General features: G+C 69.4%; 22 protein-coding genes. 14 read left to right on the top strand and 8 right to left on the bottom strand.

The features are described from left to right. Positions 1-6: 6 nt before the first annotated feature. Positions 7-873, bottom strand: coding sequence for a helix-turn-helix transcriptional regulator (locus AC07U4_RS15350; RefSeq protein ID WP_495196000.1), 867 nt, complete (start codon positions 871-873; stop codon positions 7-9). A gap of 94 nt (positions 874-967) precedes the next feature. Between AC07U4_RS15350 and AC07U4_RS15345 the strand changes: the two genes are divergently transcribed. The 6 genes from AC07U4_RS15345 to AC07U4_RS15320 all read left to right on the top strand — a co-directional run bounded on the left by AC07U4_RS15345 (position 968) and on the right by AC07U4_RS15320 (position 6,533). Next, positions 968-1,870: an SDR family oxidoreductase gene (locus AC07U4_RS15345; protein ID WP_495195999.1), complete on the top strand. Its 903-nt coding sequence runs from the start codon at positions 968-970 to the stop codon at positions 1,868-1,870. Between the two features lie 79 nt (positions 1,871-1,949). Then, a complete protein-coding gene (locus tag AC07U4_RS15340) occupies positions 1,950-2,969 on the top strand; it encodes a Vgb family protein (RefSeq protein WP_495195998.1) in 1,020 nt (339 codons plus the stop codon). A gap of 351 nt (positions 2,970-3,320) precedes the next feature. After that, the gene (locus AC07U4_RS15335; RefSeq protein WP_495195997.1) at positions 3,321-4,328 is read left to right on the top strand and encodes a glycosyltransferase family 2 protein; all 1,008 of its coding nucleotides are present in this window, start codon (positions 3,321-3,323) and stop codon (positions 4,326-4,328) included. After that, complete coding sequence (locus AC07U4_RS15330) at positions 4,325-5,314, top strand: acyl-CoA dehydrogenase family protein (protein ID WP_495195996.1); 990 nt, start codon at positions 4,325-4,327, stop codon at positions 5,312-5,314. The genes AC07U4_RS15335 and AC07U4_RS15330 overlap by 4 nt, the downstream gene beginning before the upstream one ends. Next, the gene (locus AC07U4_RS15325) at positions 5,311-5,958 is read left to right on the top strand and encodes a PIG-L deacetylase family protein (RefSeq protein WP_495195995.1); all 648 of its coding nucleotides are present in this window, start codon (positions 5,311-5,313) and stop codon (positions 5,956-5,958) included. Before AC07U4_RS15330 ends, AC07U4_RS15325 begins: the two co-directional genes overlap by 4 nt. Next, positions 5,955-6,533, top strand: a complete 579-nt coding sequence (locus AC07U4_RS15320) for a class I SAM-dependent methyltransferase (RefSeq protein WP_495195994.1) — start codon at positions 5,955-5,957, stop codon at positions 6,531-6,533. Before AC07U4_RS15325 ends, AC07U4_RS15320 begins: the two co-directional genes overlap by 4 nt. Positions 6,534-6,553: 20 nt before the next feature. Here AC07U4_RS15320 and asd read toward each other — a convergent pair whose 3' ends face one another. The 4 genes from asd to AC07U4_RS15300 all read right to left on the bottom strand — a co-directional run bounded on the left by asd (position 6,554) and on the right by AC07U4_RS15300 (position 10,722). Further along, positions 6,554-7,408, bottom strand: a complete 855-nt coding sequence (gene asd / locus AC07U4_RS15315) for an archaetidylserine decarboxylase (protein WP_495195993.1) — start codon at positions 7,406-7,408, stop codon at positions 6,554-6,556. Positions 7,409-7,544: 136 nt separating this feature from the next. Next, positions 7,545-8,168, bottom strand: a complete 624-nt coding sequence (locus AC07U4_RS15310; RefSeq protein WP_495181535.1) for a TadE/TadG family type IV pilus assembly protein — start codon at positions 8,166-8,168, stop codon at positions 7,545-7,547. Continuing rightward, positions 8,165-8,758 (bottom strand): TadE/TadG family type IV pilus assembly protein, encoded by a 594-nt coding sequence (locus tag AC07U4_RS15305; protein ID WP_495181536.1) that lies wholly within the window; start codon positions 8,756-8,758, stop codon positions 8,165-8,167. Before AC07U4_RS15305 ends, AC07U4_RS15310 begins: the two co-directional genes overlap by 4 nt. Then, a complete protein-coding gene (locus AC07U4_RS15300) occupies positions 8,755-10,722 on the bottom strand; it encodes a TadE/TadG family type IV pilus assembly protein (RefSeq protein WP_495195992.1) in 1,968 nt (655 codons plus the stop codon). The genes AC07U4_RS15305 and AC07U4_RS15300 overlap by 4 nt, the downstream gene beginning before the upstream one ends. Positions 10,723-10,884: 162 nt before the next feature. Between AC07U4_RS15300 and AC07U4_RS15295 the strand changes: the two genes are divergently transcribed. The 3 genes from AC07U4_RS15295 (at position 10,885) to AC07U4_RS15285 (ending at position 13,308) form a co-directional block, all read left to right on the top strand. Further along, positions 10,885-11,097, top strand: a complete 213-nt coding sequence (locus tag AC07U4_RS15295) for a hypothetical protein (protein WP_495195991.1) — start codon at positions 10,885-10,887, stop codon at positions 11,095-11,097. A gap of 283 nt (positions 11,098-11,380) precedes the next feature. Then, positions 11,381-12,295 (top strand): ATP-grasp domain-containing protein, encoded by a 915-nt coding sequence (locus AC07U4_RS15290; RefSeq protein ID WP_495195990.1) that lies wholly within the window; start codon positions 11,381-11,383, stop codon positions 12,293-12,295. Between the two features lie 14 nt (positions 12,296-12,309). After that, positions 12,310-13,308: an LLM class flavin-dependent oxidoreductase gene (locus AC07U4_RS15285; RefSeq protein WP_495195989.1), complete on the top strand. Its 999-nt coding sequence runs from the start codon at positions 12,310-12,312 to the stop codon at positions 13,306-13,308. 20 nt (positions 13,309-13,328) lie between these two features. On the opposite strand, the gene AC07U4_RS15280 is transcribed toward AC07U4_RS15285, so the two are convergent. Next, positions 13,329-14,129, bottom strand: coding sequence for a TrmH family RNA methyltransferase (locus AC07U4_RS15280; RefSeq protein WP_495196184.1), 801 nt, complete (start codon positions 14,127-14,129; stop codon positions 13,329-13,331). 480 nt (positions 14,130-14,609) lie between these two features. Between AC07U4_RS15280 and AC07U4_RS15275 the strand changes: the two genes are divergently transcribed. Further along, positions 14,610-16,844 (top strand): M3 family metallopeptidase, encoded by a 2,235-nt coding sequence (locus AC07U4_RS15275; protein ID WP_495195988.1) that lies wholly within the window; start codon positions 14,610-14,612, stop codon positions 16,842-16,844. 36 nt (positions 16,845-16,880) lie between these two features. Here AC07U4_RS15275 and AC07U4_RS15270 read toward each other — a convergent pair whose 3' ends face one another. After that, positions 16,881-19,112 (bottom strand): beta-glucosidase family protein, encoded by a 2,232-nt coding sequence (locus AC07U4_RS15270; protein WP_495195987.1) that lies wholly within the window; start codon positions 19,110-19,112, stop codon positions 16,881-16,883. 248 nt (positions 19,113-19,360) lie between these two features. Here AC07U4_RS15270 and AC07U4_RS15265 point away from each other — a divergent pair, with 248 nt between their 5' ends. Together AC07U4_RS15265 and AC07U4_RS15260 are read left to right on the top strand one after the other, a co-directional pair. Beyond that, positions 19,361-20,188 (top strand): alpha/beta fold hydrolase, encoded by an 828-nt coding sequence (locus AC07U4_RS15265; protein ID WP_495195986.1) that lies wholly within the window; start codon positions 19,361-19,363, stop codon positions 20,186-20,188. 146 nt (positions 20,189-20,334) lie between these two features. Continuing rightward, entirely contained in the window at positions 20,335-20,724 is a 390-nt protein-coding gene (locus AC07U4_RS15260; RefSeq protein ID WP_495195985.1) for a hypothetical protein, read from the top strand. 157 nt (positions 20,725-20,881) lie between these two features. On the opposite strand, the gene AC07U4_RS15255 is transcribed toward AC07U4_RS15260, so the two are convergent. Continuing rightward, positions 20,882-21,925, bottom strand: coding sequence for a rod shape-determining protein (locus AC07U4_RS15255; protein ID WP_038665638.1), 1,044 nt, complete (start codon positions 21,923-21,925; stop codon positions 20,882-20,884). Between the two features lie 264 nt (positions 21,926-22,189). On the opposite strand from AC07U4_RS15255, the gene AC07U4_RS15250 reads away from it, so the two are divergent. After that, positions 22,190-22,780, top strand: a complete 591-nt coding sequence (locus tag AC07U4_RS15250; protein ID WP_495195984.1) for an alpha-ketoglutarate-dependent dioxygenase AlkB — start codon at positions 22,190-22,192, stop codon at positions 22,778-22,780. Then, positions 22,777-23,622, top strand: a complete 846-nt coding sequence (locus AC07U4_RS15245) for an exonuclease domain-containing protein (protein ID WP_495195983.1) — start codon at positions 22,777-22,779, stop codon at positions 23,620-23,622. Before AC07U4_RS15250 ends, AC07U4_RS15245 begins: the two co-directional genes overlap by 4 nt. Positions 23,623-23,680 lie beyond the last annotated feature (58 nt).

The raw sequence follows: 23,680 nt of genomic DNA, 5'->3' as shown, positions 1-23,680 counted from the left end.
GATCCGCTACCGATCCTCGAACGGCAGGTCGATGGCTGGATCGCTGCGCGTAAATAGCAGCCGTTCGAGGCGCTTGGCGTCGGCGGGGGTGGCGGGGTTGTAGATGATCATGCCGAGTTCCGGCCGTCCTTCGACCGAGAAGGACGAGAATTCCATCGCGAGCAGCCCCGCGTCGGGGTGATGGATGCGCTTCGTGCCCTCGCCGTGCGCGACGACGTCGTTATCCTGCCACAGCGCCGCGAAATCGGGGCTGAGGCGGGACAGTTCGGCGACCAGCGCCATGACCTCGGCGCTGCTGCTGGCACCCGCGCGGGCCACGTCGGCGCGGAAGGCGCCGACGACGAAGCGGGCGATGTCGGCGAAATCCGCGTTGCGCGCGCGGACATGGTCGCTGGCGAACATCAGCCGCAGGATGTTGCGGCCCTCGCGCGGCAGCTTGGCGTAATCGGTCAGCAGCACCGCCGCGGCGCGGTTCCAGCCGACCACGTCCCACATCGCGGTCTTGATGATCGCCGGGCTGAGCACCATTCCGTCGAGCACGCGCTGCAGCCGCGGCGAGATGCCGTCGACCGGCCGGTAGCGCGCCTCCGGCAGGCGGCCGAGGCCGAGCATGTAGAGGTGCTCGCGCTCCGGCTCGGTCAGCATCAGCCCCTTGGCGATGCGGTCGAGCACGTCGGCCGACGGCGCGCCGCCGCGCCCCTGCTCCAGCCAGGTATACCAGGTCGGGCTGATGTTGGCGCGGCTCGCCACCTCTTCGCGGCGCAGGCCGGGCGTGCGCCGCCGGCTGCCGGCGAAGCCGAACGCCGCCGGGTCGAGCCGGGTGCGCCGGTCGCGCAGATAGGTACCGAGCGGGTTGGACGCGTCACTGGCCATGGTCGATCCTGTTGAACGGTATACCACGATAAGGTCACTACTTTAACACGTTGGAAAGGTTCGCGATACCGTATGGGTAAGAAGGAGATCACCCATGCGCGTATTCCTGACCGGCGCGACCGGTTTCATCGGCTCACACGTCATCCCCGAACTGCTCGCCGGCGGTCATCGCGTGCTCGGCCTGACCCGCTCCGATGCCGGCGCACGGCAGCTCGAGGCGGCCGGCGTCGAGGTGCATCGCGGCGATCTGGATCGCCCCGAGACGCTCGCCAGCGGCGCGGCGGCGGCGGATGCGGTGATCCATTGCGCGTTCGATCACAATTTCGCGACCTTCTTCGAGAATACCAGGAAGGACGAGCGCAACATCACCGCGATGGGCGAGGCGCTGGAAGGAACGGGCAAGCCGATCCTGATCACCTCGGGCGTCGGCATCGGCACGCCGGTGAACGGCGGCCCGGCGACCGAAGACGTGCTGAACCCGCACCACGCCAATCCGCGCATCGCCACCGAATTGGCCGGCGCGGCGCTGATCGCGCGGCGCATCGACGTCCGCACCATTCGCCTGCCGCAGGTCCACGACACGACCAAGGCGGGGCTGATCACGCCGCTGGTCGCCGAGGCGCGCCGCGCCGGGGCGGTGGCGTATCTGGAAGAGGGGCGGACGCGCTGGGCCGCGGCGCACATCAGCGACGTGGCGAAGCTGTACGTGCTGGCGCTGGAAAAGGGCGAGCCGGGCGCGCGCTATCATGCGTCGGTGGAGGACGGCGTCTCCGCCCGCGCCATCGCCGAAGCGATCGGGGCGGGGACGGGCCTGCCCGTCCGCTCGATCGGGCGGGAGGAGGTCGAGCTGTATTTCGGCTGGATGGCGCCGTTCGCCGGCCTCGACATGATCGCGTCGAACGCCTGGACGCGCGCCCGGTTGGGGTGGACGCCGAGTGGCCCCGATCTGCTGACCGACCTCGCGGCGATGGACTATTCGGCAACCGCGCCGGCGTGACCGACCGCCGTGTGGCAATTTCTCCCGGCGGTCGGGAACCGGCCGAGCGGTCCGATCCTTCAGCCGGGGGAGACAGGATATGAAGTCGATCGATCGTCGCCAGGGATTGTGGATGCTCGCGGGGAGCGCGGTCGCCGTGACCGCGCTCGGCGCACGGGCGATGGCGCAGGAGGCCCTGGCCGCGCCGGGGCGGACGCTCGCGCTGGTCGAGAAGAGCGCCGGCCGCGTCGCCTTCTACGCGCTGCCCGACGGCAGGCGGCTCGGCACGGTCGCGTTGGGGACGCAACCGCATGAGATCGCTGCCGATGCGGCGGGGCGGTTTGCCTATGTCGGCCATTACGGCGTCGCGAGCTGGAAGGCGCCCGGCGCGGGCGGCAGCCAGATCTGGGTCATCGACCTGCACAAGCGCGCGCTGGCGCGGACGATCGACATGGCGCCGTTCGGCCGTCTCCACGCCGTCCGTGTCGATGCGCGGGGACGGCTGTACGTCCTGTCGGAGCAGGACAGCATGCTGGCCCGCTTCGACGATCCCGCCAACGACGCCGCGCCGTCACGGCTGATCCCGGTCACCGGCGCGCGCAGCCATTATCTGGTCGTCCGGCGCGACGGTGCCCGCGCCTATGTCGCCGACACGTTGAGCGGCGCGGTCATCATGGTCGATCCCGAGGATATGGGCGTTGCCCCGATCCGCCGGCGGATCGGCGCCGCGCCCGAAGGGATGACGCTGAGCGCCGACGAACGGACGCTCTACGTGATCGACCGGCCGAGCGGGACGATCCATGCGCTCGACGCGGCGACGCTGGAGGAACGCGCGCGCCGGCCGCTGCGCGGCGAGGCGGTGCGCATCGTCACGCAGGCCGACGGCCGGCTGATCGTCTCGAACACCGCGGACAAGAGCCTGTCGCGGCTCGATCCGACGACGCTGGTCGAGCAGGATCGCCTGTCGCTCGACGCTGCGGCGCCGGGGCTCAACCTCGCCGGCGAGACGCTGTACGCCGCGCTCGAAAACGATCGGGTGGCGATCGTCGATACGCGCCGCTGGGCGCTCGCCGGCGGGTTCGCGACGGGGGCGGCGCCCGATGCCTCGGTGCTCGTCTAGGATGGATCGATGGTCAGGGTTCGGGAGGAAGCGCCTTCTCCGCAAAAGGCGGGACTATTGCAGATGAACGATCGAGGTGTTGCGGCAACACTCATATCCCGTCACCCCGGACTTGATCCGGGGTCCCGCTTCGTCCCGTGGGAAGAAGCGGGACCCCGGCGCAGGGCCGGGGTGACGGATCTGGCGAGGAAGGCGATCGAGTCTCACGGGGGGCTCCCCGGATCGACCATCGCGGTTGTAGACGTCTGATTTCTTTCGGTTAATGTCCTTCGCAACGCGGCGCCCCGCCGCTGCATCCCCGCCGAGACACGCGCGGCTGGCTGGAGACGATCCCTGACTGATGCCGCGTCCGTGGTGATTTGCGTACCCGCGCGCAACGAGGAGCAGGCCCTGCCCGGCCTGCTCGCCGCGCTCGGCCGTCTCGATGCGGTGGGCGGGGCGACCGTGTGCCTGTATCTCGACGGGTGCGTCGACGGCAGCGAGACGGTGGTGCGGCACGCCGCCGCCAGCGTGCCGTTCGCGTTGCTGCTGCAGGTGGGACCGGGCAGCACGGCATCCAACGCCGGCGTCGCGCGGCGCGCGGCGATGGCGATGGGACTGGCGCATCTGGCCGGCGCCGACGGCCTGCTGTTCACCACCGATGCCGACAGCCGGCCGCAGCGGGACTGGATCGCCGCCGGCCGTGCGGCGCTGGACCATGCCGATGTCGTCGCGGGCCGGATCGTCCGCCGCCACGGCGCACGCGACGGCGCGCAGACGCGGCTGGAGGGATATTACAACCGGCTGCACGCCTATCGGCGGCTGATCGACCCGGTGAGCTGGGAGGCGCACGACACGCATCATTTCAGCGGAGGCGCCAATCTCGCGGTCCGGGCATCGGCGTATCGCGCGATCGGCGGCTTCCGCCCGCTGCCGTTCGCCGAGGATGCGACCCTGCTCGACGATGCGGCGCGGGCCGGTTTCCGGGTGCGGCGCGACGGCGCGATGCTGGTCGAGACCTCGTCGCGCCGGCACGGGCGGGCGCCGCAGGGCCTCGCCAGCGCGTTGCGCGCCGCGGATGTCGGCGAGGTGCCACGGGTCGCGCATCCCGCGCAGATGGCGTGGCAGTGGCGCCAGCATGCCGCGATGCGCTTCGGCTTCCCGACGATCGATCATGGCAGGACCTGCGCCGCTCTCGGTGCGCGGCTGGGGCTGAGCGACGACCATGTGCGCGGCGTCGCGCGCGATTGCCCGAATGCGGAGGCGTTCGCGATGCGGATCGTGCCGGCGGCGCCGGGGGCGGCCGATCTGGTGACGCTGGACGAAGCCGAGGATGCGCTGGCCCGGCTCGAGGCGAGCTGGTGCGAGGCGGCGGCATGATCGCCATGCAAGACGCGTTGCGCGCGGCGATCGCACGCGCGGGATGGGATCGCGACCCGCCCCGCGATCCGGCGACGGCGGAGGCGTATCTGGCGCTGCTCGCCACGCTCTACGCCACGGGTCGGCGCGATCTGCCGCTCGGGCGCTTGCTGGAGGGGCATGTCGACGCGGTGCAGATCGTCGGGCGCTACGGCACCGCCGCGCAGGTCGAGCGGCTGCATGCGGCGCTGGCGGCGGGCGCGATGCTCGGCGTGTGGAATGCGGGGCTGGCGGGCGAACCGTTGATCCTCGCCGACGGCCGGCTGAGCGGGGGCAAGAGCTATGCGTCGGGGGCGGGGGTGCTGACCCATGCGCTGGTGACCGCGCAGACGGACGAGGGCAACCGCCTGCTGCTGGTCGATCTGGCGGCGGTGCCGCCGGCGATCGATCGCGACTGGTGGCGGATGACCGGCATGCAGCGGTCCGAGACGCATCAGGTGCGCTGGGCGGGCGCGGCGATCGACGCGGCGGCGGCCATCGGTCATCCGGAGGAGTACGTGCGCGAGCCGTTCTTCAGCGGTGGCGCGCTGCGCTTCGTCGCGGTCCATGCCGGCGGCGTCGCGGGCCTGTGCGACCGGACGCGCGACCATCTGGTCGCGACCGATCGTGCCGGCGATCCGTTCCAGGCGGCGCGGCTCGCCGATCTCTATGGCCTGGCGGAGGCGGCGGCGGGCGTCGTCCGCCGGGTCGCGAACGACTGGTTCGCTCCCGGCAACGACGCGCGGCTGATGCGGGTGGCGGCGGCGCGGCTGGCGGTCGCCGACGCGGCCGAACGCGCGATCGTGCTCGCGCAGCAGTCGGTCGGGCTAGCCGGCCATTTCCGCGATCACCCGCTGGCCGCGATGCTGACCGATCTGGCGGTCTATCTGCGCCAGCCGGCCCCGGATGCGCAGCGGCTGCGGGTCGGTGCCGCGGTCGCGAGCGGAGCGCTCGTCCCATCGCTGTGAGGCTGAGTCCGGGCCGGCCGCGCCATGCCGTCGTGGTCGCGCCGCATCCCGATGACGAGATCATCGGCGCGGCGGCGCTGATCGCGACGCTGGTGCGACGCGGTACGCGGGTGTCGGTGGTGATCGTCAGCGACGGCGCCGCCTCGCATCCCGGCAGCCGGCGCTGGCCGCGCGCACGCCTGATCGCGGAACGCTATCGCGAATCGCGGCGTGCGCTTCGTCGCCTCGGCGTGCCGGCGGGGGCGGTGCGCTGTCTCGGCCTGCCGGACAGCGCGGTCGCGGCACATCGCGTCGCCCTCACGCGGACGCTCCGCCGCCTCGTGCGGTCGGGCGTCGACCTCATCGTCGCGCCTGCCGCCGCCGACGCGCATCCCGACCATCGGGCGGTCGCCGCGGCGCTGCACCGGCTCGGCGGGCGGGCGCGACGGCTGTCCTATCAGGTGTGGCCGCCGCAATCGCCGCTGCGGCGCGGATCGCGCCTCGTCGCGATGCCCGGCGGCGCGGCGGCCAAGCGATCGCTGATCCGCGTCCATCGCACGCAGCTCGGCGCGATCGGCGACGATCCAGCCGGCTTCACGATCGCGCGGCACGAACTCGACGCCTTCTCGCATCCCCTCGAAGCCTATCTGGAGGTGCGGCGATGACCGCGATCGATCTCGGCGGATTCGCCGGCAAATTCGCCGGCGACGACGATCCCTGGGGCACGTTCAGCAACCGCGACGAGGCGGTCAAGCGCGGTGCGATCCTGCACGCGCTGGGGCCGGGGCCGATCGGCCGGGTGCTGGAGCTCGCCAGCGGCAACGGATCGAACAGCGCCGCGATCGCGCCGCGCGCCCTGCATCTCGACGCGACCGAGGGGACGGCGGAGGGCACGCGGCTGACCGCGGCGGCGATCGCGCGCTATCCGCGGGCGCGGGCGTCCGTGCTCGCGCTGCCGGCGGCCTTCCCGCGCGGCGTGTACGATGCCGTCGTGGTGGCGGAGCTGCTCTATTATCTGTCGGAGCGCGATATGGCGCGGGTCGCGGTCGACGTCGCGGCCGCACTGCGGCGCGGCGGGCGGCTGGTGCTGGCGCACCACCGGATCGACTTCTACGATTTCGCCCAGCATGCCGACGGCATTCACGCGCGTTTCCTCCGCCAGACCGGGCGGCACTGGCACGTCCGGCGCGTGCGTGCGCGCCGCCGGTGGCAGGTCTGCGTCGCGACCTGCACGGGCTGAAGCCGTCCGGCGCGAAACGCTCAGCTGGTCGGCGCGACGCCCATCGGCTCGCCGAGGCGCACGGATCGTTCGGGCTGCCAGCTATCGTCGAATGCGATCACGCCGCGTCCGAACAGCATCACGACGGTCGAGCCGAGCAGGAAGCGGCCCATCTCCTCGCCCTTGCGCAACACGATGTCCCGGCCGGCATAGTCCCATTCCGATGCACCATGCGCGCGCCGCGGATTGACGACGCCGTGCCAGACGGTCGCCATGCTGCCGACGATGGTCGCGCCGACCAGCACCATGACGAACGGCCCGTGGTCCGGCGAGTCGAAGACGCACACCACCCGCTCGTTGCGCGCGAACAGATTGGGCACGCCGCGCGCGGTGGTCGGGTTCACCGAGAACAGCGTCCCCGGCACGTAGATCATCCGCAGCAGCGTGCCGTCGCAGGGCATGTGGATGCGGTGATAGTCTTTCGGGGAGAGGTACAGATTGGCGAAGCTGCCATGGCGGAACCGCGCGGCGAGTGCCGCGTCGCCGCCGACCAGCTCGGTCGTGGTGAAGCGATGCCCCTTGGCCTGGACGATGTGATGATCGTCGATCGCGCCGAACTGGCTGATCGCGCCGTCGACCGGGCAGGCGAAATCGGCGCCGGTGATCGGCCGCGCCCCCGCCTTGAGCGGGCGGGTGAAGAAGGCGTTGAAGCTCGCGTAGCTGCGGACGTCCGCATCCGCGGCCTCGTTCATGTCGACGGCATAGGTGCGCACGAACCAGCGGATCAGCCGGGTCGTCACCGGTCCGCCCTCCGCGCCGGCGATGCGCCCGGCGAGGGCGGTCAGGCGCCGCTTGGGCAGCATATGCTGGAGAAGGATCTTCACGCGATCGGACATCGGCACCTCGAAACGTCGGCCGTCCACCCTAGCGCGATACGGGGGAAGGTCGAAGGAAATGGACCGCGGCACCTCTGCTGACGCGCCGGGCTGATCGCGTACCCGGACGGCAGGCGTCGCGTATGTCGCGTCGTCGCTACGAACAGCGTGCGACGGCGACCTTCTCGTCGTTCGAGACGAATTGCAGATTGCGGTCCGACCGGACCGGCACCGCCGCGTTTTCGACGATCTTGCCGGTGACGAGCGGGACGGTGAACACCATCGGCTTGTAGTCGTAGGCGAGTTCGACGAACTGCACGGGAATGCCGTCCTGCGCCTGGATGCGGGCCGTCGGGGGCCCCATGCCGTTGGTGCCCTGGCCGCTCTGTCCGTCGCCTTCGACGCCCCAGGAGGATGGATGGTTGAGCGCGCCGGTGCAGCGCTGCCAGTGGAGCCACTGCCCCTTCGCCGTGTTGCGTTCGAGGCTGGTCAGGATGATCCGGCCGCGCTGGCGGAGATCCGACGGACTGCCCTGGATCTGTCCTCCCAGCAGGACGTCGTTGATCTGCCTTTCGCTGATCGGCATCGGCCCGGTCAGGCGCGCCTCGCCGAGCCGCGCGGCATTGTCCGCGATCTGAAAGGCCGCCTGGCTGAGCCCTTCGCGAACGATCGCGTAGCGGGCGTATTCGACGAGCCCGAGAATGAGCAGCAGCAGCAGGGGGGCGGTGAAGGCCATCTCGATGACGGCGACGCCGCGTTCGTCTTGGGCGAGCCGCCTCATGGGCAGGTCCTTTCCGCCACCGGGGCCTGGTTGTCGAAGGGTTGGTTGCGCAGATAGGTCGTCGCCGAGACCTTGGTCTGTCGCGGGAGACCGAGCAGCTTGCCCAGCGGCAGGCGATCGTAGGTGAAGTCCGCCTTGAACACGACGACGTCCTTGGCGCCGCCGCCGTCGCCCGCGCGGCCCCCGTCGACGTCCCAGATGCCGTTGTCGTTGGTGTCGGAAAAGACCTCATTGGCGTTGCATCGCCCGTCGTGATTGGCATCGATGTAATCTTCCGCGGTCGATGCGACGTTCGCATAGTCGCGATAGGACGTCCGCGAGAAGGCGACGGTGCCGGAGTGCGCCAACGGGCGCATCGCCGCGCGCACCCGGTTCTCGATCTCCGTCCGTCGTGCCGGGGCTTGCGCGTCCTCCAGCGTCAGGTCGCGTCCCGCCTTGTTGATCTCTCCCCTGAGCAGCGCCGCGATATAGGCGCGATGTCCCACCTCCAGGCCGCCCATCAGGAGCAGCAGGAGCAGGGGCGCGACGAGTGCGAATTCCACCAGCGTGACGCCGCGCGCGTCGGCGCCGAACGATCGCCGCGCGGTCATCGCGTCAGCCGGAGCTGTGAGATCTGGGCGGCGATCTGGGCGAAGGCCTGGTCGAGCTCGCTCGCGCTCTTGGCCTGATAGGCGCGCCCGTCGCTGGCACAATTGGTCAGGAGCGGGATCAGATCGGTGCCGAAGGCGATCACCCACACCGTGATGCCCTTGTTCTTGGCGACGGTGCACAGGCCGCCGAGCCGACGCTCGACCAGCGCATTCTGGTCGCCGTTCGTCGGCAGGCCGCCGGCGGTCGAGCGACGCCGGTCCAGCGCGGCCAGGCCATAGGCATCATAGTCGTTGACGTTCGTTTCGGTCTTGCCGTCGGTCATGAAGATGAGGTGACGCGAGACCTTGCCGCCGGAGGGTGCGACGTTCTCGTTCCTGAAGATGCCCTGCGCCGACAACAGCCGCAGACCCCAGAGGAAGCCGATATCGTGATAGGTCAGCCCGGCGGGCGCGAGCGAGGCCAGATAGGAGTCCAGTTCGGATTTGCTGATCGCGGCGAGCTTGCGCGCCGCGGTGGGGCACGCCGCGCGTAACGCCGCCTTGGCGGCGCTCGCGGTGGGTGAATCGTAATTGTTGGTGACGTTCGATACCGTCGGCACGGTCCAGGTGCCGTTGGTCGCGCTGTTGAGGTCGTTCCACTTCCGCGCATAGATCAGGTCGGGCAGGGCGGGGCGCCATTGCGATCCGGGGTCGCCCGTCACCGGCTCGCCGTCGACGTCGAGGTCGGACAAGGCGGTCGGCTTCAGCGCGTCGTTGGCGGCGCTCGTCTGGCGCTCCTCGATACAGCCGCGCCAAGGGATTTTCTTGGCGGCGTGGTTCGCGCCGATCAGCTGGTCGGGGAGCGACCCGAGGGTCATCGCCGACTCGCTCGCCATCGTCTTCAGCGGCGTCAGATCGTAGCTTCGTGCCAGATAATTCCAGTAATAGACCGTCGACTGCGACGTGTTGCCGTAATTCGGATTGTAGAGCCGATGCACCGTCTTCGTCTGGGCATAATCCTGATAGACGTTCTCGGTCACGGTGCAGGTCGAGCCCGACAGCGACGCCGAATAGGTCGTGCCGTTCCGGGTGACGGTCTCGGTATAGGTGACCTCGCCGTCGGCCGGGACCGGCGACGGATCGGTCGTGGTCTTCGACGTATATTTGATGTTCGCGGGCGCGGTGCAATTCTCCGGCGGGATCGTGTATTTGCGCGTCTGCAGGCTGCCGGTGGTCGTGTTGGGGCCCGATTCGTAGCGGTATTTCGCGGTGTCGGTGTTCGTCGTCGTACCGGTGCCGGCGGCCTCGCGCGACTGGTACGTCCAGCGATCCGCCACCCACGCCGGCTTCAGCAACGCGCCGACGTTCACCGTCGAGGCATAAGGCACGAAGCCGTACCGCACGCGCGTGCCGGGTCCCCGCGCGCTTTCGAGCGTGGAGAAGAAGCTGGATACGCTGTTGCGCAAGACCTGGATGCGCGGGAGCGTGTCGCCGTCGTTCGCCTCGGTCATCGACAAGGTGGTATCGAGGACGAACATCACATCGGCATTGGGCAGTTCCAGCTTCGCCGCGCATTCGGCGGCCATGAGTTTGCTGCCGAAGCCGAAGACCTGCATGATGACCATCGGCAGCGTCAGTTGCGCGGCGCCATGGACGACCTGATCCGTGCCGACCCTGAAGTTGACGCCGACATTCCTGGCGCCGTATCGCCCCTCGGGGAAGTTCACGGCGAAATATTGATGGCCGAGCTGGTCGGCGGCCGGGGTCCAAGTACCGCCCCCCATCGCCCGGCGACCGCCAAGTACACCCGTATCGCACGCCTGCTGAAGCCGGGCCTTGACCAGATAAAGCCTGCTCACCTCCATGGCCCCGCCCAGCATACCGATCAGCGGCAGAATGCTGGCGGCGCCGAGAATGGCGACGTTTCCCTGTCGATGCTCGACGAAGGATCTGATTGCTCGCGTGACGCTGCCCTGGTTCGCCATAAAGATCCGACTTGAAGTGGATTCGGCCTTTCGAAAGCCTGTTGCACCCATATCGGTTCAATAATCTACTTTACGGTTAATGATCTGATACTGATGTAACGTCTGTTCCGTTCGCGCGATGTATATTGACCGGGCCCGTCCTCCCGGACCATCTGGCCGGCGATGACCAAGAGCAAGGGACGCACCGGCGCACATGCGCGCGCCAACATCCAGCCGCCGCCGACCGCTGCCGAGCTCGACGCCGCGCAGCGCGAGGTTGCGCAGATCGAGGGGCGTCTAGTCGGCCTCGCCGCCGGCCATCCCTCGGTGAAGACGTGGAAGGCGCGCCTGCGGACCGCGCAGGCGGTGATCGCACGCGCGTCACGCGACGCTTAGGGCCGACCGACAGTCACCGGCGTCGCGTAATTCCTCCCCCGCCAGGGGGAGGTGGCATGCCGAAGGCATGACGGAGGGGGAGGTAAGCGACGACTTCGGTTCCGTGTCCTCCCCCTCCGTCACGGCTCCGCCGCGCCACCTCCCCCTGGCGGGGGAGGATTTGGATAATGGCGTTCCTACTAAGGCGAAGACGCATCGAGCCCGATGCGTCGCAAGCATAGCTAGTGCGGCACGAACAATTTTGGCCGAACGCCGTGATGGTTTCTGCGCTATTCGCGGCGGCATGACCGATCTCGCCATCCTTTTCGAGCATCCGCAATGGTTTGCGCCGTTATTCGCCGCGCTGGACGCCAGCGGCGTGGCGTATCGCGCGATCCATGCCGACGGCTTCGCCTTCGATCCCGCGGCGACCGCGCCGCCGGCCCGCGTCGTGTTCAACCGTATCGCCATGTCGAGCTTCCTGCGCGAGCCGGAACACCCGATCTTCCACGCGGCGGCGGCGCTGGCGCATTGGCAGGAGCGCGGCGCGCGCGTGCTGAACGGCGCCGGCGCGCTGGCGATCGACGCTTCCAAGGCGCGGCAATTGTCGCTGATCGCGGGGCTGGGCCTCGCCATTCCGGCGACCCGCGTCGTCCATCGCGCCGCCGATCTGACCGCCGCCGCGGCGGCGCTGCGCTTCCCGATCGTCGTCAAGGCGAACATCGGCGGATCGGGCGCCGGGATCGTGCGCTATGACGATGCCGAAGCGCTCGCCGCGGCGGTCGCCGACGGCGCGGTGCCCGACAGCATCGATCGCGTCCTGCTGGTCCAGGAATATGTGCCGGCGCGCGGTGGCACGATCACGCGGATCGAGACGCTCGGCGGCCGCTTCCTCTATGCGATCGAGGTCGACGGCGGCGGCAGCTTCGACCTGTGCCCCGCCGACGCCTGCGCGGTTCCCGGCCGCCCGACGATCACGATGACGCGGGTCGATCCCGATCCCGCGCTGATCGAGGCGGCGGAGGCGATCGTGCGGCGCGCCGGGATCGACGTCGGCGGGGTGGAGGTGCTCATCGACGATCGCGACGGCGTCGCGCGCTTCTACGACATCAACGCGCTGTCCAATTTCGTCGCCAACCCGCTCGGGATACTCGGCTGGGACCCGCATGCGCGGCTCGTGGATTGGTTGGCCGGGATCATCGCGGAGACGAGCAAGTGAGATACGGATATTGGATGCCCGTCTTCGGCGGCTGGCTGCGCAACGTCCCCGACGAGGGCATGGCGGCGAGCTGGGACTATGCCAAGCGGCTGACCCAGGCGTCGGAGCGCTGGGGCTATGACCTCACCCTGATCGCGGAGCTCAACCTCAATGACATCAAGGGGATCGAGCAGCCCGCGCTCGACGCCTGGTCGACCGCGGCGGCGCTGGCGGCGGTCACCGAACGGATCGAGCTGATGGTCGCGGTGCGCCCCAATTTCCATCATCCGGCGCTGTTCGCCAAGGCCGCGGCGAACATCGACCAGATCGCCGGCGGCCGACTGGCGCTCAACGTCGTGTCGAGCTGGTGGGCGGACGAGGCACGGCAATACGGATTGCAGTTCGACCAGCACGACGACCGTTATGCGCGCACCGACGAATGGCTGCGCGTCGTCGACGGACTGTGGACCGAGCCGCGGTTCAGCTTCGAGGGGCGGTTCTACCGGACGGAGAACGCGATCTGCGCGCCCAAGCCGGTCCGGCGGCCGGTCGTCTATGCCGGCGGCGAGAGCGAGGCGGCCAAGACGATGATCGCGGCGCGCTGCGACGCCTATGTCATGCACGGCGATCCCGTCGCGGCGGTCGCGCCGAAGATCGCCGACATGCGCGCGCGCCGCCAGCGTGCGGGCGGACCGCCGATGCAATTCGGGATGGCCGCCTATGCGATCGTCCGCGACAGCGAGGCGGAGGCGAAGCGCGAGCTGGAGCGGATCACCACCGTCACCGATTTGCCCGCGGGATATGACAATTTCGACCAATGGCTGTCGGGCACGCAGCTGGAGCGCGACTTGCAGGTCCAGGAATATTCGGTGTCCAACCGCGGGCTGCGGCCCAATCTGGTCGGCACGCCCGAACAGCTCAAGGAGCGGATCGCCGAATATGAGGCGGCGGGGCTCGACCTGCTGCTGCTCCAGATGAGCCCGCAGGCCGAGGAGATGGAGCGGTTCGCGGTGCAGGTGATGGGCACGGCGTGAGGTGATCGCCGCCGGCGAGGTCAGCGCCGCGCCGTCGCCAGATGGTGCAGCACGATCCCCGACGTCGTCGCGACGTTCAGCGAATCGAACCCCGCCGCCATCGCGATACGCAGGCTGCGCGCGCGGGCGAGGATGTCCGGCGACAGGCCCGGCCCCTCGGCGCCGAGCAGCATGGCGTTGCGCGGACCCGGTCGCCAGTCGGCGAGTTGCATCGCCCCGGCGGGACTGAGCGCGACCGGGGCGAAGCCGTGGCGGTCGAGCAGCGCGAGCGCGTCCTCGTCGCGCGCCAGCCGGGCGGTGGGGACCAGCAGCGTCGCGCCGACCGACACCCGGATCGCCTTGCGGTACAGCGGGTCGCAGCAGTCCGCGTCGAGCAGCACCGCCGCCGCCCCGAAAGCGGCGGCGTTGCGGAAGATGCCGCCGATATTGTCGTGGTTGGCGATGCCCGACAGCAGCAGGACGTCGCCGTCGCCGGGCAGGCGGGCGAGCAGCGTGTCGGCGTCGGGCACGTCGGTGCGCCGGCCGATCGCCAGGATGCCGCGGTGCATCGCGAAACCGGCGATGGCGTCGAGCACCGGCTGCGCGGCGACGAACACCGGCACGTCGTCGCCAAGCTGCGCGACGAGCGGCCGCAGCGCGTCGAGCCGCTTCGCCGCGATCAGCAGCGAGAGCGGGCGGTGCAGCGCACTCCCGACCAGTTTCTCGACGACCACCTTGCCTTCCGCCACGAACAGCCCGGCCCGCCCGACGAGGTCGCGCTCGCGGATGTCGCGATAGGGTTCGATCCTGGGATCGTCGGCGTCGTGGATTTCGATGAGCATCGGCACGGACGGTTACCCGGCCACGGACGGGGCGGCTAGAGCATGTGGGCATTGGTGTCGGCCTCGCGCTTCTTGATCTCCCCCGTCCCCCCGTCCCCCCGTCCCCCCGTCCCCCCGCAACCGTTCGTGCTGAGCCTGTCGAAGCACGGTGAGACTCACCTGCCCTTCGACAGGCTCAGGGCGAACGGGCTGGAGGGGGGAGGGGCGCTGGTTGGTCAGGACACCGCCCGCGCCGTCCCACCAGTGCTCCTGCGAAAGCAGGAGCCCAGGGTACCGGACACCGCAAGATGTTGGTCTGCTTGGCCCTGGGTTCCTGCGTCCGCAGGAACACTGCACCGGGGTGACGGAGCCACTAAGCGAACCTCGCGGCCGAGAAAACGCAAAATACGCACCCCCGGCAACGCGTTTGGCCACCGCCCCATTGATCGGCGATGACGGCGGATGCATCACGCGCGCCATACCCTGTTGATCGGACCATCCATGCGCCTGTTTGCCACTGCCACGATGATGTTGCTGTCGACGACGGCCTACGCCCAGACCAATGCACCCGCCGCCGCATCCGCCGCTCTGCCCGCGACCAACCCGTTCGCGCAGCCGAGCACGCGGCCGTTCGAGGCGCCGCCGTTCGACCGGATCAAGAGCACCGACTACGCGCCGGCCCTGCTCGCCGGCATGGCCGCGCAGCGGGCGGAGATCAACGCGATCACCCGCGCCCGCAGCGCCCCCACGTTCGAGAACACGATCGCCGCGATGGAGCGGTCGGGTCGCCTGCTCGAGCGCGCGAGCCTCGCTTTCTCGGGCGTGGTCGGCGCCAATACCGACGACACGCTCCAGAAGACCCAGGCCGACCTCGCGCCCGCCTTCGCCGCGCATCAGGACGCGATCAACCTCGACCCGGCGCTGTTCGCGCGCGTCAAGACGATCTACGACCAGCGCCAGTCGCTTCGCCTCGACGCGGAGCAGCTGCAGGTCCTCACGCTCACCTATCAGAACATGGTCCGCGCCGGTGCGCAGCTGTCGCCGGCCGACAAGCTGACGCTCAGCCGCTACAACAGCCAGCTCTCGACGCTGGAGACCGCGTTTCAGCAGAAGCTGCTCGCCGCCGCCAAGGCGGGCGCCTTGGTGGTCGACGACAAGGCGAAGCTCGCCGGCCTGTCCGATGGCGAGATCGCCGCCGCGGCCGACGCCGCCAAGGCGCGCGGGATGGCGGGCAAATACGTGCTGACGCTCCAGAACACGACGCAGCAGCCCGAACTCGCCACGCTGACGGATCGCGCGACGCGCGAGGCGCTGTTCAACGCGAGCTGGACCCGGGCGGCGAAGGGCGACGCCAACGACACGCGCGACACGATCGCGCAGATTGCGCTGCTGCGCGCGCAGAAGGCAAAGCTGCTCGGCTTCCCGACCTGGGCCGATTACGTGCTGCAGGACCAGATGGCGAAGACGCCGAAGACCGCGCTCGGCTTCATGCAGCAGCTCGGCACGCCGGTGGCCGCCGAGCAGCGCCGCGAGACGGCCGAATTGCAGGCGCAGATCAAGGCGACCGGCGGCACGTTCGCGCTCAAGCCGTGGGACTGGGACTTTTATTCCGAACAGGTCCGCAAGGCGAAATACGATCTCAACCAGGACCAGCTGAAGCCCTATTTCGAGATCAACAAGGTGCTCACCGACGGCGTCTTCTACGCCGCCAACCAGCTGTACGGCCTGACCTTCAAGCGCCGCACCGACATTCCGGTCTATCAGCCCGACGTCATGGTCTACGAAGTCAACGAGGCCGACGGCACGCCGGTCGGCCTGATGTATTTCGATTATTGGAAGCGCGACAACAAGAACGGCGGCGCGTGGATGTCGAACTTCGTCAACCAGTCGAAGCTGCTAGGTACGAAGCCGGTCATCTATAACGTCGGCAATTTCACCAAGCCCTCGGCGGGGCAGCCGGCGCTGATCAGCTTCGACGATGTGACGACGATGTTCCACGAATTCGGCCATGCGCTGCACGGCCTGTTCGCCAACCAGACCTATCCCAGCGTCTCGGGCACCAATACCGCGCGCGACTTCGTCGAATTCCCGTCGCAGTTCAATGAACATTGGGCGCTCGATCCCAAGGTGCTGCCGCATTATGCGGTCGATTACCGCAGCGGACAGGTCATCCCGCAGGCGCTGGTCGACAAGATCAAGCGCGCCGGCACGTTCAACTCGGGCTATTCCTTCGGCGAGGCGCTCGCCGCGGCGGAGATGGACATGAGCTGGCATTCACTGACCGCGGCACAGGGCAAGCAGAACCCCGACGCGTTCGAGACGCAGGCGCTCGCCGCCACCGGGCTCGACGTCGCCGACGTGCCGCCGCGCTATCGGTCGAGCTATTTCCTCCACATCTGGGGCAACGGCTATTCGGCGGGCTATTACGCCTATAGCTGGACCAAGATGCTGAGCGCGAACGCGTTCAACTGGTTCGAGCAGCACGGCGGGATGACGCGCGCCAACGGCCAGCGCTTCCGCGACCTGATCCTGTCGAAGGGCCATACCGAGGATTACGCGCCGATGTTCCGCACCTTCAACGGTGCCGACCCGCAGGTCGGGCCGCTGCTGAACGATCTCGGCCTCAACGCCGACGGTTCGCGCATCGCCGCGGACGCGGCGACGCCGCCGGTCAGCGATGGCACGGTGCCGGCCGCCCCGTCCGCCAAGCCCGCGACGGGCAAGACGGGGGGCTGAGCCCGGCGTCACGACCATCGCGGGGAGGGGCGCTGCCTATCGCGCGCTGGTCGCCGGTCCCACCGGCAGCCAGCGTTCGGGCAGGGTCACCGTGACCTGCTGCTTGATATCGGCTGCCGAGGTCGCGAGCATCACCGTGTAGCGGCCGGGCGCGACATGCCATTGGTGTCGCGTCTCGTCCCAGGTGGCGAGCAGCCGCGGGTCGACGGTCACGGTGCGCTGCTCCGACTGTCCGGGACGCAGCGCCGCCTTGGCATAGCCCGCCAGTCGCTTCGGCGCTTCCCATGTGCCGTCGGGCGACGCGACATAGACCTGACCCAGCGCCTGACCGGGGATCGTGCCGGTGTTGCGCAGCGTGAAGCCGACCTGAAGGTCACCCGCGACTTCGCGCGCGGTGAGCCCGCCGTGGTCGAAGCGCCCGTAGCTGAGCCCGAAGCCGAACGGGAACAGCGGACGCGCGCCGGTGCGGTCGAGCCATTTATAGCCGACCGCCGCTCCCTCGGCGTAGCGGACGCCGAAGATCTGTTTTTCGGGCAGGCCCTTGCCGGCGATCGTCGGCCGCGGATACTGGTCCGGCGTCGCCGGGAAGGTGATCGGCAGATGGCCCGACGGGTTGACCGCGCCCGACAGGATGCGAGCGATCGCGGGGCCGCCGCGGCTGCCGGGATACCAGCTTTCGACGACGCCGCGCACGTCGGCGATCCACGGCATGGCGACCGCGCCGCCGGTTTCCAGCACGACGATCGTGTTGCGATTGGCCTTGGCGACCGTGTCGATCAGCCGGTCCTGATCGTCGGGCAGCGACAGCGGGAAATCCAGCGATTCGGCGGTCCATTGCGTCGCGAACACGATCACCACGTCGGCGTTCCTGGCCTTTGCGGCGCTGGCGGCCGGGTCGGAGCCCGGGTCGTAATCGACCGTTGCGTCGGGGCGTTCGGCCTTGATCGCCGCGAGCGGCGACGATTTGTCGTAGACGATCGGCCCGGGCCACGATTTGGGGCCGAGCCCGCGCACCGCATTGCCGCCGGGGGCATAGACCTGCGCCGAGCCGCCGCCCGACAGCACCCCGACGTCGGCATGGCCGCCGACGACGAGGATGCGCTTCGCCGCGCGCGTCAACGGCAAGATGCCGCCCTCGTTCTTGAGCAGGACGATGCCATTCTCCGCCGCGGTCTGCGCGACGACCGCATGCGCGGCGAAATCGATCGGGCCGGGCGTCACGGGATCGTCGACCGTGCCGCTGACGATCAGCGCGCGCGCAATCCGGCGGACCTTGTCGTCGAGCGCCGCGATCGGCACCTTGCCGCTCGCGATCGCCGCCTTCAACTTGTCGCGCCAGACGTAATTGTCCTTGTTGGACACGCCGGTTTCCTGATCGAGCCCGCCCAGCGCATTCTCGACCGTGTCGTGCTGCGCGCCCCAGTCGGACATCACATAGCCTTTATACCCCCAATCGCCCTTCAGCACGCGGTTGAGCAGCCAGTCGTTCTGGCAGGCGTGCTTGCCGTTGACGAGATTGTACGAACACATCACCGAGCCGGGATCGCCCCGCTCGATCGCGATCTGGAAGGCGAGCAGGTCCGAGGTGCGGGCGGCGCCTTCGTCGATCGCGACGTCGACGGTGCTGCGTCCGGTCTCTTGGTCGTTGAGCGCGAAATGCTTGACCGTCGTGACGATCCGGTTCGACTGGATGCCCTTCATGAACGCGCCGACCATCGTCCCCGCCAGCCACGGGTCCTCGCCGCCATATTCGAAATTGCGGCCGTTGCCGGGCTCGCGGGCGAGGTTGACGCCGCCGGCGAGCTGCACGTTGAAGCCCGACGCCCGCGCCTCGGCGCCGACCATCGTGCCGCCCGCCATCGCCACCGCCGGGTCCCACGTCGCCGCGCTGAGGATGCCCGACGGCAAAGCGGTGCGCTCCAGGGCCGGTGGCGCTTCGCCCTGCGTCGCGACGCCGCTGCCCGCATCCGCCTGCCATTGCGGCGTGAACCCCAGCCGGGGGACGCCCGGCACGAAGCCCGCCGATTGCGGTCGCGCCTGCGGATCGCGGAAGCTGTTCCAATCCTGCTGGGTGCCGAAGAAGCCCGTCACGACCGCGAGTTTCTCGTCCTCGGTCATCGCCTGGACCAGCAGCTCGGCGCGCCGGTCCGCGGACAGGGTCTTGTCCTGCCAAGCGCTGGCCGCGACCGGCGCCGCAGCGGTGACGGGGCCCGAGGGGCCGGCGAGGGCGCCGACCAGCATTGTCGTGGCGAGTAGCAAAGCGCGCATGGTCGAAGCCTCCGAGTCGATACCGCGTCCGACGCGAACGGTCCGACCGCCGGAGGTATTCCGGACTATCGGCCGCCGCGTCAAACCCCTTGCAGTCGTAGGCGCATCGCCGGGCGGAAGACCGTCGTCGGCGAAAAAATCGAGGGTGGCCAAATGTTTGTATGCCGATCGCGACCCCGATAAGCTGCCGGTGCCGCCGCCGTGACGACGGCAGCGGATCGGTGCGGACTGCATAAGGGAGCAAGACAATGCCGACGATCACCACCACGGACGGGACCGAGATCTTCTACAAGGACTGGGGGCCGCGCGACGCGCAGGTCGTCATGTTCCATCATGGCTGGCCGCTGAGTTCGGACGATTGGGACGGGCAGATGATGGCCTTCGTCGCCAAGGGCTATCGCGTCGTCGCCCACGACCGCCGCGGCCATGGCCGATCGAGCCAGGCGGCGACCGGCCACGACATGGATGGCTATGTCGCCGACGTCGTTGCGCTCGCCGACGCGCTCGACCTGCGCGGCGCCGTCCACATCGGCCATTCGACCGGTGGCGGCGAAGTGGCGCGCTACGTCGCCCGCGCCAAGCCGGGGCGGGTCGCCAAGGCGGTGCTGATCAGCGCGGTCGCGCCGATCATGATCCAGAGCGATGCCAATCCCGACGGCGTGCCGTTGTCGGTGTTCGACGAGATCCGCGAACAGACTGCGACCAATCGCGCGCAATATTTCTACGACTTCACGCTGCCCTTCTTCGGCTACAATCGCGACGGCGCGGAGGTGAAGGAGGGCGTGCGGCGCAACTGGTGGCGGCAGGGCATGACCGGCAGCGTGCTCGCCCATACGCTCGGCATCAAGGCCTTCTCGGAAACCGACTTCACCGAAGATCTCAAGGCGATCACGGTGCCGACGCTGGTGCTGCACGGCGAGGACGACCAGATCGTGCCGTTCGCCATCACCGGCAGGAAATCGGCGGAGATCGTACCAGGCGCCAGGCTCATCTCCTATCCCGGTTATCCGCACGGCATGCCGACGACGCACGCCGACCGGATCAACGCCGATCTGCTCGCCTTCGTCGAGGGCTGAGCCGGCACGGGCGGCGGTAGGTCCGGTGTCGCGACGCCGGATCTGCCGCACGCCAAGCCGATGCACCAGATTAGGACTTCGTTAACCCTAGACTGGTCCGACCTTCTCCGCACAGATCGTCTATCGATCCGGCCAGGAGGCGGATCATGGCGCAGATTACGGCGGCGACCCTGTGGATGATATTGACCGGCGGCTTCGCGGCGTCGGTTCCGATCGCGCTGCTGCGGCGCGATGGCTCCGCGGCGCTCGCCATGGCGGTGGGCGGATTGCTCGCCGGCCACCTGTCGCATCTTCCGGCGCCGATGCTGGCTTGGGCATCGATCGCGGTGGCGGTCGGGCTGGCGGCGGCCCTCGCCGGCTGTATCCTCAACGCCGCCTTCGGCGGTCGCTCCGCCTATGCGCTGGGGCTGGTGCTGACCGCGACGACGCTGGGCGCGATCGCCTCGGCACCCGCCACCGCGTCGCACGATCGCGTAAGCGGGCCGGCGGCGGGTATCGCCCTGAGCGCCGCGCTGACGACGCTGGCCGCCGGGTGACGCCACGCCTTTAGTCGTAAAACACACTTTTATATTTGACGTTGCGCTTTCGGATCGTCATGAAAATCAAGCCGTTAGGCATCCTCCCCAACAGGATTACTGGGGCCGCTCCGGCGGCCCCTTTTATGTCCGGCCCCCTTTAATGTCCGGCGGCGCGTCACTGGGTGTGCAGCACGCCGCTGAACGCCGCATCCTCCAGCGCGCGCCCGGCGCCGAGCGCGACGCACATCAGCGGCGCTTCGGCGACGATCACCGGCAGCCCGGTCGAGCGGCTGAGCACCTCGTCCAGCCGGCGCAGCAACGCCCCGCCGCCGGTCATCACGATACCCTGTTCGACGATATCGGCGGCGAGTTCCGGCTCGACCTGTTCGAGCGTCTTCATCACCACCTCGACGATCTGCGCGACGAGATCGGCGAGCGCATCGGCGATCTCGGTCTGGCTGATGCTGATCTCCTTGGGGATGCCGTTCATCAGGTCGCGCCCGCGCACGCGCATGTCCGGCTCCGGCTCGCCCGTGGGCCGGCTGGCGGCACCGATCTGTTGCTTGATCCGCTCAGCGGTCGCCTCGCCGATCATCAGATTGTGCTTGCGGCGGATGTGCGAGGCGATCGCCTCGTCGAGCTTGTCGCCGCCGACGCGCACCGAATTGCTGTAGGCGAGGCCGCCGAGCGAGAGTACCGCCACCTCGGTGGTGCCGCCGCCGATGTCGACGACCATGAACCCGATCGGTGCGGTGATCGGCAGCCCGGCGCCGATCGCGGCGGCGAGCGATTCCTCGATCAGCAGCACCTTCGACGCGCCGGCGCTGGTCGCCGCCTGGCGGATCGCGCGCCGCTCGACCTGCGTCGATCCCGCCGGCACGCAGATCACCATCTTGGGATTGCGCTGCAATCGGCCGGCGTCGCCATGCACCTTCTTGATGAAATGCTTGATCATCTGCTCGGCGACGTCGATGTCGGCAATGACGCCGTCGCGCAACGGCCGGATCGTCTCGACGCCCTGCGGCGTCTTGCCCATCATCAGCTTGGCATCGGCACCGACCGCGAGAACCTTGGGGATGCCGTCGCGCGTCTCGATCGCGACGACGGAGGGTTCGTCCAGCACGATGCCGCGACCGGCGACGAACACCAACGTGTTCACGGTGCCGAGGTCGATCGCCATGTCATGCGAGGCAAGACCGAAATTGAGGGACAGTCGCAGCGCAGCCTACCTTGTTGGGAGTGGCACCGGCCGTTGGCCGATGCGAAGGCCCCGCGCATTGGCGCTTTGCCGGGCAGCGTCAACCGGCGTGCGTCCACCGGCCTGTCCCGGCGGACGGACGGTTTGCCGGGCGGATGGCGGGGCGGCGGGCTTGCTTGCGGCCGGCGGTGGCCGGGCCTACATCGGCGACGGCGTGGCTATCCCCTTGATCTCTCTTGCGATGCTGCCGGCGTACGGTCTCGGGGCCGGCGCAGGCCGGTCGTGATGCGCGACCTGTTCGACCGACCGCTGCTGCCCGGGCTGCGCAGCGAGGAGGGGTTCGTCACCGCCGACGACGAACGCGCGCTGATCGCGGCGATCGATGCGCTCGCGCTGACGCCGTTCCGGTTCCAGGGCTGGACCGGCAAGCGGCTGACCCACAGTTTCGGGCTGCATTACGATTTCGAGCGCGGGTCGCTCGCACCGGCGGCGCCGATGCCGGCATGGCTGGCGGCGATCCGTGCGCGGGCCGAGGCGTTCGCCGGGGTCGCCTCGGGGAGCTTCGTGCAGGCACTGCTGATCCGCTACGATCCGGGTGCGGGGATCGGCTGGCATCGCGACCGGCCGCATTTCGATCATGTCGTCGGCATTTCGCTAGGAGCGGCGGCGGCGATGCGCTTCCGCCGCCGGACGGGCGAGCGGTTCGCGCGGGTCGCTGCACCGCTGCCGCCGCGCGGCATCTACCACCTCCACGGCGAGGCGCGCCACGACTGGGAGCATAGCATCGCCGCGATGACCGAGACGCGCTGGTCGATCACGCTGCGCAGCCTGTCCGAGCGCGGGCGCCGGATGCTCGCCGCCGGGGATGGCGCGTGACGACCCCCGATTTCGTCGTGATCGACGTCGAGACCGCCTGTTCGCGGGTGAGCAGCATCTGCCAGATCGGCATCGTCGGCTTCCGCGACGGCCGCGAGGTCTTCGCCTATGAGACCTTGCTCGATCCGTGCGACGATTTTCATGCGATGAACACGCGCATCCACGGCATCGCCGCGCATCACGTGATCGGCCAGCCGACCTTCGCGCACGTCCACGCCGACATCGACCGCCATCTGACCGGCCGCGTCACCGTCGCCCATTCCTATTTCGACAAGGGCGCGCTCGCCGCGGCTTGCCGCGTCCATGACCGGGCGATGATCGAGACGGTCTGGCTGGACAGCGTGCGGGTCGCCAAACGCGCCTGGCCCGAACTGCCCAACCACAAGCTCGGCGGCCTCGCGCGCTATCTCGGCATCGCCCACCGCCACCATGACGCGCTGAGCGACGCGCGCGCCGCCGGCTGGGTGATCGTCAAGGCGATCGACCATACCGGCCTGTCGCTCGCCGACTGGCTGGCCCCGCCGCGCAAGCCGCAGCCGCCGCCCCGCGCCGCGCCGGCGGGGCCGCTGAAGGGCGAGCGGATCGTCGTCGTCGGCGAGGCGCGCGACGGGGCAATCGCGCAGGCGCTCGCCGCGCAGGGCGGCACGATCATGTCGGCGGTCGGGCTGACGACGACGATGGTGGTCGTCGCCGATCATCTGCCCGATGCGCGCGCGCCGCGCGCGAGCGCCGAGATGGACAAGGCCGCGGCGGCGCGGCGGGCCGGCCGGGCGATCCGAATCGTGTCGGCGCGGACGCCGGGCCTGCTCGACGACGCTGCCGGGGCCATTGTTGGCGGCTGAGGGGTTGAGCCGTGGACGACGGGGCGCTTCCGCGCTCCCGAACCGCGAAGGACGTCTC

The sequence above is a fragment of the Sphingomonas sp. GW821-FHT02B09 genome (assembly GCF_059421875.1).
The sequence above is the reverse complement of the archived record's forward strand: the minus strand, read 5'-3'. Positions and strand labels throughout refer to the sequence as shown.

Excerpts from the sequence above, each read along its gene's own strand:
- AC07U4_RS15320 (WP_495195994.1), top strand. The coding sequence starts at position 5,955 with ATGACCGCGATCGATCTCGGCGGATTCGCCGGCAAATTCGCCGGCGAC.
- AC07U4_RS15310 (WP_495181535.1), bottom strand. The coding sequence starts at position 8,168 with ATGAGGCGGCTCGCCCAAGACGAACGCGGCGTCGCCGTCATCGAGATG.
- AC07U4_RS15260 (WP_495195985.1), top strand. The coding sequence starts at position 20,335 with ATGGCGCAGATTACGGCGGCGACCCTGTGGATGATATTGACCGGCGGC.
- AC07U4_RS15285 (WP_495195989.1), top strand. The coding sequence starts at position 12,310 with ATGCCCGTCTTCGGCGGCTGGCTGCGCAACGTCCCCGACGAGGGCATG.
- AC07U4_RS15250 (WP_495195984.1), top strand. The coding sequence starts at position 22,190 with ATGCGCGACCTGTTCGACCGACCGCTGCTGCCCGGGCTGCGCAGCGAG.
- AC07U4_RS15300 (WP_495195992.1), bottom strand. The coding sequence starts at position 10,722 with ATGGCGAACCAGGGCAGCGTCACGCGAGCAATCAGATCCTTCGTCGAG.
- AC07U4_RS15305 (WP_495181536.1), bottom strand. The coding sequence starts at position 8,758 with ATGACCGCGCGGCGATCGTTCGGCGCCGACGCGCGCGGCGTCACGCTG.
- AC07U4_RS15345 (WP_495195999.1), top strand. The coding sequence starts at position 968 with ATGCGCGTATTCCTGACCGGCGCGACCGGTTTCATCGGCTCACACGTC.
- AC07U4_RS15330 (WP_495195996.1), top strand. The coding sequence starts at position 4,325 with ATGATCGCCATGCAAGACGCGTTGCGCGCGGCGATCGCACGCGCGGGA.
- AC07U4_RS15350 (WP_495196000.1), bottom strand. The coding sequence starts at position 873 with ATGGCCAGTGACGCGTCCAACCCGCTCGGTACCTATCTGCGCGACCGG.
- AC07U4_RS15295 (WP_495195991.1), top strand. The coding sequence starts at position 10,885 with ATGACCAAGAGCAAGGGACGCACCGGCGCACATGCGCGCGCCAACATC.
- AC07U4_RS15275 (WP_495195988.1), top strand. The coding sequence starts at position 14,610 with ATGCGCCTGTTTGCCACTGCCACGATGATGTTGCTGTCGACGACGGCC.
- AC07U4_RS15340 (WP_495195998.1), top strand. The coding sequence starts at position 1,950 with ATGAAGTCGATCGATCGTCGCCAGGGATTGTGGATGCTCGCGGGGAGC.
- AC07U4_RS15265 (WP_495195986.1), top strand. The coding sequence starts at position 19,361 with ATGCCGACGATCACCACCACGGACGGGACCGAGATCTTCTACAAGGAC.
- AC07U4_RS15290 (WP_495195990.1), top strand. The coding sequence starts at position 11,381 with ATGACCGATCTCGCCATCCTTTTCGAGCATCCGCAATGGTTTGCGCCG.
- AC07U4_RS15270 (WP_495195987.1), bottom strand. The coding sequence starts at position 19,112 with ATGCGCGCTTTGCTACTCGCCACGACAATGCTGGTCGGCGCCCTCGCC.
- AC07U4_RS15280 (WP_495196184.1), bottom strand. The coding sequence starts at position 14,129 with ATGCTCATCGAAATCCACGACGCCGACGATCCCAGGATCGAACCCTAT.
- asd (WP_495195993.1), bottom strand. The coding sequence starts at position 7,408 with ATGTCCGATCGCGTGAAGATCCTTCTCCAGCATATGCTGCCCAAGCGG.